The sequence below is a fragment of the Actinomycetota bacterium genome (assembly GCA_018333515.1).
GTDB lineage: Bacteria > Actinomycetota > Aquicultoria > Aquicultorales > Aquicultoraceae > Aquicultor.
In genome coordinates this window covers 51,909-61,480 of sequence record JAGXSZ010000033.1, presented here as the reverse complement: position 1 = coordinate 61,480, position 9,572 = coordinate 51,909, and the positions used below count along the sequence as shown (strand labels likewise).

Below are 9,572 nucleotides of genomic sequence, written 5' to 3'. Positions count from 1 at the left end.
GTACTACACTCTATACCTGTAAACCAAGGGAGAAACCGGCAGTTATGCCGCTAGAAAAGTTTGCCAAAAAAGCTACGAGTCGTTATTTGGAAGCTACGAGGAGTCGGATATCGACTCCGAATAACTATTAAAATACCCCGTTGCTCAAGCGGGTGTAAATAAGCAAAACGAGGAGGTGAAGATTTTTATGAAGATTGAGCGATTTTCAAAGAACGAATTGACGTATTGCAAAGGAGGAAACTTAGTGAACAAGCGCTTATTATTCCTGGCAGTCATGCTGGTCGCGATGTTGGCCACGTTTGTTAATGTAGCCGGCGGGGCTACCAACCCGCACGCCAACCTGGTCTGGGCCGATTATCCGAGCAAGTGCTTAAACGATGCCTGCCACACCGGCACCGCTAAAGACCACAAGAGCAGGTACAATGATATGTACCAGGGCGTTCATTATCAGTGGCTGGGCGATGCCAAAGATAACGCCAACCAGCCACTCGTCAAGCAGGGCAAGATCAGCAATTCGGTTAACAGCTACTGCGTAAACATCTTGGGTAACTGGGCGGTTTGCGGCAGATGCCACGCCGGTCGCGGCGCACAGCCGGTCGCGACAACGAGCCCGACCGATACGCAGCTTGCCAATATCGATTGCTTGATGTGCCACAACGAGGACTACGCGGCGGCAAGGGTTAGGCTATCCGATGGATCGATGGGTCCCTCGACCACAGACACGGCAACCCTCGATGGCTATGTTAAGAACATAACTAAGCCGACCAGGAAAAACTGCATCATGTGTCACGCTAGAGCGGGTGGCGGCGATGCCTTGAAGAGGGGTACTCTGGCCCTGGCATCGATAAGCACAACCGACAGGGGCTATGATGTGCACTTGTCGACGACCGGCGCCAACCTTACTTGCCAGGCTTGCCACAAGTTCACCGGCCACAAAGTAATCGGTAAGGGGTCCGATATCAGGCAGATGGATTACAGCGATGCGTCCAATCCTCATTCCGAGGTAACGTGCTCCAACTCCACCTGCCACCCGAACAAAGCGTCGTCTACCGGTCACACAACAGCGGCGGTCAACGATCACGTAGCCAGGGTGGCCTGCCAGACCTGTCATGTCCCGACCTATGGCAAGAATGCCGGTGACACCGCGGCATCAGAGGCGACCGAGGTTCACCGTACGTGGAAGACCAGCACCTTCTCGGGCGGACAGTATCACCCGTCTATAATCAGACAAAACGATCTAATGCCGAAGTATAAGTTCTGGGATAGGAGGAACAACTCTTATCTGCTCCACGATTTATCGACAATCGACGCGGCGACCGGCTATCGCCCGACATCGCGTCCGGTCGGCTCTGTTGACGGTGCCCTAGGCACCAAGTTATACCCGTTCAAGTATAAGACAGCAGAGCAGCCGATGGTAACGGCCGACAAGAAGCTGATCGCTCTTGACACCTACGAGTTTCTCGTGGTTTCCGGTGACGCTACTAGATCGGTCGAAAAAGGCCTTGTAAACATGGGCCTTGCATCCACAACCGCATGGGAGTGGGCCATTACGGATACCTACCAGTTGCTTAATCATCAGGTATCGCCGACGGCAACCCGAGTGCTCCAGTGCAACGATTGCCACGCGAATACCACACGGATGAATCTCGTCGGCGAGCTGGGCTACAACCTGAAGAATACGAAGCCGATCATCTGCTCCCAGTGTCACGTCGACAGGAACTGGCCGAACTATGAGGAGGGACACTATCTGCACACGGATATCCAGAATTGGGATTGTTCCTGGTGCCATACCTACTCGCGTCCCGAGAAGGGCGGAATAATGCCTCAATAAACCAGGCACGCAGTAAACTACTTGAGGCCACCCGTAACGGGTGGCCTCTCTCTACTCTGGACGCCCGGTGTGTGATATAACAAATTTATGAGCGTTCAGCTGATCGGTGGGAGCATTTATGATTTCAGTTAACAACAGCAGCAAGTCTATATTGTCGATTCTCTTTAGTCTGCTTCTATTTTCCGTAGTTATTTCCGGATGTTCGTCTTGGGCAAACCAACGAGAGGCGCTTGAAACCAAGGTAATATTTTCCGAGTGGCAAATCGACACAGAAAAGGGCGGCTTTAAATCAACGGTAAGTATTGCCGCTCTGGGTGATGATAAGAAGGAGATACTGTTCGGAGAGAATAGCCGGATCGATGGGCTAAAGGCATCACCGGATGGCGCAAAATTTGCCTATCTTTTCGACTATGATAGGTTGTTTGTTGCCGATATCGCCGGCAAGAATAGGTTTTTTGTTGACGATGTGGTTTTCGGATGGCCAACCTGGTCGCCCGATGGCAAGCGACTTGCTTATGTGAAGTTGGACTATTCCTCTGGAAATAGCAAGAGCACGGTTGCTATTTATAACTTAGAGACAGGCAAGAAAAAGATAATGCAACTAGGTAAGTATGCCGACTTGGGCTGCGTAGTCCTGGACTGGTATCCCGATGGCGAGAGCGTGACTGTTTTTGCGGGTGGCGAAAGCATGTCATCAAGTACCCTATTTGAGGTCAACGTAGACAACGGAAAGACAAAAGATATCGCCAAAAACGCACAATCCAGGGGATTTACGCCTAGTGGTTATTTAAATGTTGTACGCGCTGTAAATAGTTCGGATACGCCAAATTCAGTAACCGGCGGCTGGGAGCTATGGCAAGGCAAAGATGGCCGCAACCTGAAGGAAGTTATTAAAGGCGCACTACCGAGTAATTTTGTAACCCTTTCACACGACGGTGAAAAGCTGGTTTATCGTAAGAATTACAAGAAATACGGCAACCAGCTATTTATCGCCGATTCTGACGGCAACAACGAAAAGCGCATCACCGACCTTGATAAGTATACGGAGCTATTGCCGCTCTGGTCTCCTGATGATAAATATATCGTGTTCTCAGCGGTAAAAGTAAGAGACCATCAACCGGGCGCGCATCTTTATTACTACGATACAGAAACCGGAAAGGTCTCAACGGTGATTAAGGGAAGCAAGGAACCGATGAATCTGGGGGTCATTTTTTCGGTTTATAAGTAATACTCTGCTTTTTCCTTATAATGCAATTATTCACCATTATCCGAAAGACTAGTCACGCTTGTCATGGCCGGCGGTTGCCGTGAGAGGAGGGTTTCGAGTTAGCCCGGTCATGCCGGGGAACCGAAATGAGCGAGGGCAAAGCGCATTATTCATCGCAAACCGCACAACACCTTAAGGGTTCGCAGTGTCATCGTCTTGCCCGCGCTTCGTCCGCTCGCGCGCGCTCAAGGCCAGCATAGCTACTGCGATAAGCGCGAGGATGAGCACGACCGGGAAGACGATGTCTATGGTCGACAAGCCGGTGAGCGGCAGGCGCTCGATTAGCGGACGTTTAGGGGCGATGGTCGCGGCTCCCTCGGTCGCGGGAATGGGCAGCCCATCCGGGCTAATACCGCGCAGGTCCGGTATTTGGGCGTCGAGCGAGCGCTCGAGGGCGGTGGCGAGCCGCTTTGGCACCCTGATTATTTTTAGCGCGCGCTCGGTGATGCGGTGGTGGACGCGGAGCGCTGTGTGGCAGACGAGGCAGTCGCGGCTCGCATGCGCCACGCGATGACAGTTAAAACAGCTGCTCTCGCCGGGGACAGCGGTCGCCCCGTGGACGGGGAGGTGGCAGTTTGCGCACGCGACACCCCCCGCGTGATAGTTCTGGTTGTGGCACGCCTGGCACTCGCGGACGCTAAACGCCTCGCGGTGATGGTCGTTGACCTGATGGCAGCGTGTGCAGGTCACCGAATCCGCGTGGATGCGCTGCGCGTGGCAACCGGTGCAGAAGGGGACGGACGGATTGCTCTCGTGGATCTGGCTGCCGTGGCACCTGCCTAAGCAGTTGCCGCGGGCGAGCGGATGGCAATCGAGGCAGATATCGAGGCTCGGGACGGTTGGCATCGATTTGTGCTGGTTGCCTTCGCCGTGGCAGGTATCGCAATTGACGGCCCCCGGATGGAGCGCGAGGGCATGGCAGTCCCGGCAATCATCTTTTGTCACCACCAGCCTGTTGTCGTGATGGTCGAGCGCATGGCATTGAGCGCACGCGACTGTTCCGGCATGAAATTGTTGGTTATGGCAATCGCCGCAGGGGCGTTGCACCCTATCGAAGTCATGCGCTCCCTCTCTGGGGTGGCACTCAAAACAGTTGCCGGCAGTCGACTGTCTCGGGTGACACTGGAAGCAGCCGCTAAACTGCGGCGCCGGGGTCTGCGGCGTCGTGCTGTGGACGGTATCGGTGTGGCAGCTCGTACACGGAGCGCCGCCCGCATGCTCGGCTTGCGCCGGATGGCAGGTGAGGCAGACGTCGAAGCCCGGGATGAACGGCTCTGCTTTGTGCACATTCGTCTGCCCGTGACAGTCCTCGCACTCGTCGGTTCCCGGGTGGAGTTCCAACTCATGACAATCCTCACACTCGTCCCGCGTTATGACCAGCCGGTTGTCGTGGTGGTCCATAACATGGCACCCGCCGCACGGAATCGTCCCCGCGTGAAACTCCTGGTTGTGGCACCCGCCGCAGGGGCGTTGCACCCTATCGAAGTCATGCGCTCCCTCTCTGGGGTGGCACTCAAAACAGTTGCCGGCAGTCGACTGTCTCGGGTGACACTGGAAGCAGCCGCTAAACTGCGGCGCCGGGGTCTGCGGCGTCGTGCTGTGGACGGTATCGGTGTGGCAGCTCGTACACGGAGCGCCGCCCGCATGCTCGGCTTGCGCCGGATGGCAGGTGAGGCATACAGTAAGTCCGGGAATGGTGGGCAGCGTCTCATGTTGGATGTTCGCCCCGTGGCAGGTGCCGCAGTTAACAGCCCCCGGGTGGAGCTCCAGTCCGTGGCAATCACGGCAATCCGGAATCCGTATCTCGATATTGTGCTGCGTCGACGTATCTTCGATGCTGTCGAGTCCGATATGGCAATCGATGCAATCGAGCCCGTCGTGCGGCTGCAGCGGGTGGCAGGTCGCGCATTGGAGCGTCGCGCGGGTCTCAGGCGTGTGTTTCGCCGGGTGACAGACGAGACAATCTATCTGTTGCGGCCCATGCGGGTTTTTTCCCGGATGGCAGGCACCGCAGGCGGTAAGGTCTACCTGGGCGAGTGTGTCGAAGACGCTCGCCTGGCCGGTGTGCGTGTTGTGAGTGGCCACCGAGTGACAACCCCGGCAACCCGCCGGAAAGCCGTGCGCGTCGCCATGGCACGCAGTGCAGAGGGGAACCGTCCCGCCCCGTTCATCGCCGCCTTTTGTCAGCGCGTCGACATGGCTGTTCTCTTGGATGTGACAATTCCAGCAGAATTCGGTCGGGCTGGTGGTGCCGGTGTGGCAGCCATCGAGGCGGCCGCAGGCGAGGTTTGCCTGTGCCGGCTTGTGACAATCGGGGCACGCGAACCGGTCGGGATGGACGTGGCAGGCCGAGCAGTCGCCGCCCGCGTGGACACCCCACTCCGGCAGCGCGGCCGCCTGCTGCGTTGGCCAGAGGAGCCATACGGCCGCGAGTAATCCAACGATGGTTATCGCGACAAGCAAGACCGGTGTTCGCATGGTCGACGAGATTCGCTCTGGGGCTAGCATCGAGGCCACCGTTCCCCGGCTCTGCTAATGTATATACTCCCGCAGCTATCGAGACGGTTCCCGCGGATGACATTCACCCTCGAAGCACCCCCTTGGTGTCGCCGGATCGTTATCATGGCACTTTGCGCAGAGCGCGGGGCCGAGCCGGTCGATGAAGTTGAAATGGGTCGCGATAAAGGCGGCGGGATGCGGCAACTCGAGACCGTGGCAGTCGGCGCAAAATCGGCGCTTATGACAGGTGCCGCAGGCCGCGACATTCTCGATAGTGCCGAAATCGACCTCGATATCGTGCGAGCCGGCGACCGGCTTATCCAGACCGGCGCGAGCCTGCGGGTTTTGCGTATGGCACGTTCCGCAGCCGTTCGGGGCGTCTTTGCCGTTGTGGCAGTCGCGCTGGGCGCAGCTCTCCATTTGCGGGGTCGCTTGCTGAAAAAAGACGTTGCTTTTGGCCGGGTGCCCGGTGGCGGCGTGGCAGTTCGTGCAGCGAAGCCCGGCCGAAAACATCTCTTTGTGACTCACTTTTATGCCGCCTACGGTAAGCGTCTTCTTGTTGGTCTCCTCGTGGCAGGCGAGACACTCCCGGCGCGGCACATTCGATGTTATAGGGTCGGGATAATCGCCGGTTATCGTTTCGTACAACCCGACCGAGGCGTCGGTGAGGAAGAAGAGATAACCGAGCACCCCCGGCCCTATGTGGCACGACTCGCAGCCGACCTCTTTGTGAGGGCCGGCCCGCCAGGCCTCCCATTCGCCGCGCACCATATGGCAGTATTGGCAGACGAAGGGCTCCCGGGCGACCTCCAGCGCGACGGCCAGGACGAAGACGACCGCGAAAGCGGTCAAGACCCACAAGAGAAGCCGCTTTCCGGAAGGCGTCCGGAGATATCCGCGCAGGCGAGTCCAGAGTCCGGCGCGTTGCCCGCCAACATCTTCGCTACCGCTATTAAGGTTGTCCGGCGCCCCCGGCTTATCGCTCATCTTTGCCCTCTATTGTCTTGTGCCCGGTGTTCTCGGGGTGTTGCCCGTGGCAATCAATACAATCTTTTTGCGTATGGCAGCGCAGGCAAAGCTCATCCTCGCGCTCCTGCGCGATATCGATATGGTCGACGACGAATCCCTCCCGGTGCGGCATCTCGAGCCCGTGGCAGTTGCCGCAAAACCCTTCGTCCTTATGGCAGTCCGAGCAGTCGACCTTGTCGGTGCGGACCAGTTCGCCATGGGCGGTCACAAAATCCGCCGCATGGGGAAGGGAGAGCCGGTGGCATTCAAAACACGGGTCGGCGCCGGCCTGCGCGCCGTGGCACGGACGGCAGTTAAAGAGCGACCCGCGTCCGAGCACGACGTGGGTCTCTTGCCTGAAATTCGGGGCCCCGTGCGAACCGGACGGCAGGCCGGTGACGTCTCGCGTGTGGCACACGCCGCACGCGAACGAGGCGCGTTTGCCGTCGTGGCAGTAGAAACAATCCTCCATTCTGGGGAAGGTGGGCCAGGCGGTCCCTTTGGGATGGCCGACCCCGCTATGGCAGTCGATGCAGTTCCAGGCGTCGGCTTTGGGCTCACTATGGCTCATTCGGATACCGTTCGCGGTCACGACCGGCTGCCCTACAACCTCCTCGTGGCATTTTAAGCACCAGACATCCGGCAGAAAGCCGACTATGGGTTCCTCGTAATCGCCGGTGACCCATCCGACTATCGAAACCGAGGAGTCGAGGAGATGGTAGACAAAGCCCGCGACGCCTTCTCCCTCATGGCAATCGATGCAAGCGAAGTCCTTATGGGGAGCTTCTTGCCAGGAGAGATAGAAAGGGGTCATCTGGTGGCAGAGTTTACAGAACGCGGGCAGAGCTGTTATCTCGAGGCTCGCGTACCCGGCGATTACAAGGATAACCAGCACCGCGAGCGCTATAACTACTCGTCTTCTCAGGGCTCATCGCCACCTCTCTTTGCGTGCTCGCAGCGTTCCTTTTCCCGCAAGCCGGATGGGGCAAACCCGGCGTGAAACGGCGTTTTATGTTTAAGCAGCTCTATGGGATGGGGTCGGCGGGTAGATATCCGTGACGCGAGCGCAAGCAAGGGGGAGGGCTGGACGGATGCTGTCCGCGCTTTCGCAATAGCCCTCAACCGGGCACGCGAAGCGCGCGATTAGGTTGTGACCCTCATAACCGCGAGAATCTCGGCACGGCGAACGACGCTTAGTCTTCAAAACCTACCAATAACGATGTATAATATTGGAAGAAACGTGGATAACGCGATAGACTACGTAACATTGGACACAAAGCTTGATAAAGAATTAGTAAAATGTGTTGATTTTTGCAGCTCATTGTTGAATACTTATGGCTATGCGGCTATAGTAAAATAGCATGCGGATGACTTGACTGGTAAGCCAAGAGACGAGCGTAAGTTAATAGACAAGAGGATAAAGCAGACCTTGAAAAGTCTGCTTTAATATTGTATGCCGATTGTGGATTGCTTCACAATCTTCGTTGCGAGATATCGACCGGAAGGAAGGGTATGGTTTTGGGCGCGGCCGCGAGATTTAAGTCCATCGACGCGGATTTAAAGAAAGAGATTGACAGGTTGTCGGGGCAGAAAGTCGACATGTGCTACCTTTGCGGTAAGTGCACGGCAGGCTGCCCGGTCGCTCCGTACCAGGATATCCCACCGCATATCGTCTTACGTCTGGCGCAGTGGGGGAGTAGTAAGGTACTGGAGTCGAAGATGATTTGGAATTGTGTTGCTTGCGCAACGTGTTACACGCGTTGTCCAAACGACGTGGATGTAGCGAAGGTCTGTGAGGCGATAACGCAAATCGCGAAGCGCGAAGGGATCGTAGCCGACCCCGCCGCGTCCGCGCTGCGTGAGAAATTCGTCGAGTCGGTCAAGAGCAACGGACGTGTCCACGAGTTGCCTTTGGCTATGGCCATGAAGGTGGCGACCAAGGACTACCTCGGTGACCTCGACGTAGGCATCCCGATGTTTTTCCAGGGCAAGTTTCCCCTCTTCGGTCACCAGATAAAAGACCTCAACAATTTCCAGAAGCTCTTCAACGGTAAAAAAGCGAAGAAGGAAGGGGATAAGTAATGCGGACTTACGCTTATTTCCCAGGGTGCTCGCTTGAGACGAGCGCTAAAGAATATGATACCTCGACCCGGGCCGTCTTCGATAAACTCGGCATCGGGCTAAAAGAGGTGCCGGATTGGTCGTGCTGCGGCTCGTCGCAGGCGCACAAAGTCGACCGGGAGATGGCCGCGGCAATCGCCGGGCGCAACCTGGTCTTGGCGAGCGAAATCGGCGACATCGTCGCGCCGTGCGCCTCATGTTTTATGAGCCTCAAAGAGGCCGCCGTCGAGCTTGAGCATGACAGTGAGGTACGCGACACCCTCAAAGAGGCGGGTCTCGAGTATCTTCCGGGCAGCGTCCGCGTCGTCTCGACGGTCGAGGCCGCGCACAACGCCCTGGAGAAGGGCGTGTTCGAGGGCAAAGTAACTAAACCGCTCAAAAACCTCAAAGTGGCCTCGTACTATGGCTGCCTGCTGGTTCGCCCGCCGAAAATCGCGCAATTCGACGACGTCGAAAACCCTATGTCTATGGATAGATTGATGGAAGCGGCGGGAGCCACACCGGTCAAGTGGTCGCACAAGACCGAGTGCTGCGGCAACGCCTACATAATGGTCGACAAGGATATGACGCTCAACTTGGTTCGCAACATCCTCAACGCGGCGGTCTCCGCCGGCGCGGATCTCGTCGCGGCGGCGTGCCCGCTCTGCCACATGAACTTGGTGATGCGCCAACCGCTTATGATGCGGAAATATGGGTTGAAAAGCGAAATACCAGTCGTCTATTTCTCCCAACTTCTCGGTGTGGCGCTCAACGCCGACGAGCAGGATTTGGAGATCGACGGAGAAGTGATGAGGCTTATCGATAAACGTCGGCAAGGAGCCGACGAAGCAAAGGAAGTCGGTTAGT

At 56.9% G+C, this 9,572-nt stretch carries 7 protein-coding genes; 4 read left to right on the top strand and 3 right to left on the bottom strand.

The window, feature by feature from the left end; translation table 11 throughout:
- Positions 1-244 precede the first annotated feature (244 nt).
- Both KGZ93_09695 and KGZ93_09690 read left to right on the top strand, forming a co-directional pair.
- On the top strand, positions 245-1,831 hold the full coding sequence (locus KGZ93_09695) for a hypothetical protein (GenBank protein ID MBS3909873.1): 1,587 nt from the start codon (positions 245-247) through the stop codon (positions 1,829-1,831).
- Positions 1,832-1,949: 118 nt separating this feature from the next.
- Positions 1,950-3,059, top strand: a complete 1,110-nt coding sequence (locus tag KGZ93_09690; GenBank protein MBS3909872.1) for a PD40 domain-containing protein — start codon at positions 1,950-1,952, stop codon at positions 3,057-3,059.
- A gap of 171 nt (positions 3,060-3,230) precedes the next feature.
- On the opposite strand, the gene KGZ93_09685 is transcribed toward KGZ93_09690, so the two are convergent.
- The 3 genes from KGZ93_09685 to KGZ93_09675 are packed head-to-tail and all read right to left on the bottom strand — an operon-like array spanning position 3,231 to position 7,500.
- Entirely contained in the window at positions 3,231-5,606 is a 2,376-nt protein-coding gene (locus tag KGZ93_09685) for a hypothetical protein (protein ID MBS3909871.1), read from the bottom strand.
- Positions 5,607-5,651: 45 nt separating this feature from the next.
- Positions 5,652-6,584 (bottom strand): NapC/NirT family cytochrome c, encoded by a 933-nt coding sequence (locus KGZ93_09680; GenBank protein ID MBS3909870.1) that lies wholly within the window; start codon positions 6,582-6,584, stop codon positions 5,652-5,654.
- Entirely contained in the window at positions 6,574-7,500 is a 927-nt protein-coding gene (locus KGZ93_09675) for a NapC/NirT family cytochrome c (GenBank protein ID MBS3909869.1), read from the bottom strand. The genes KGZ93_09680 and KGZ93_09675 overlap by 11 nt, the downstream gene beginning before the upstream one ends.
- A 617-nt stretch (positions 7,501-8,117) precedes the next feature.
- On the opposite strand from KGZ93_09675, the gene KGZ93_09670 reads away from it, so the two are divergent.
- A complete protein-coding gene (locus KGZ93_09670; protein ID MBS3909868.1) occupies positions 8,118-8,687 on the top strand; it encodes a 4Fe-4S dicluster domain-containing protein in 570 nt (189 codons plus the stop codon).
- On the top strand, positions 8,687-9,571 hold the full coding sequence (locus KGZ93_09665) for a CoB--CoM heterodisulfide reductase iron-sulfur subunit B family protein (protein MBS3909867.1): 885 nt from the start codon (positions 8,687-8,689) through the stop codon (positions 9,569-9,571). Before KGZ93_09670 ends, KGZ93_09665 begins: the two co-directional genes overlap by 1 nt.
- Position 9,572 lies beyond the last annotated feature (1 nt).

What these genes read in the sequence shown, in the direction of transcription:
- KGZ93_09670 (MBS3909868.1), top strand. Translation starts at nt 8,118, where the DNA reads ATGGTTTTGGGCGCGGCCGCGAGATTTAAGTCCATCGACGCGGATTTA.
- KGZ93_09690 (MBS3909872.1), top strand. Translation starts at nt 1,950, where the DNA reads ATGATTTCAGTTAACAACAGCAGCAAGTCTATATTGTCGATTCTCTTT.
- KGZ93_09665 (MBS3909867.1), top strand. Translation starts at nt 8,687, where the DNA reads ATGCGGACTTACGCTTATTTCCCAGGGTGCTCGCTTGAGACGAGCGCT.
- KGZ93_09685 (MBS3909871.1), bottom strand. Translation starts at nt 5,606, where the DNA reads ATGCTAGCCCCAGAGCGAATCTCGTCGACCATGCGAACACCGGTCTTG.
- KGZ93_09680 (MBS3909870.1), bottom strand. Translation starts at nt 6,584, where the DNA reads ATGAGCGATAAGCCGGGGGCGCCGGACAACCTTAATAGCGGTAGCGAA.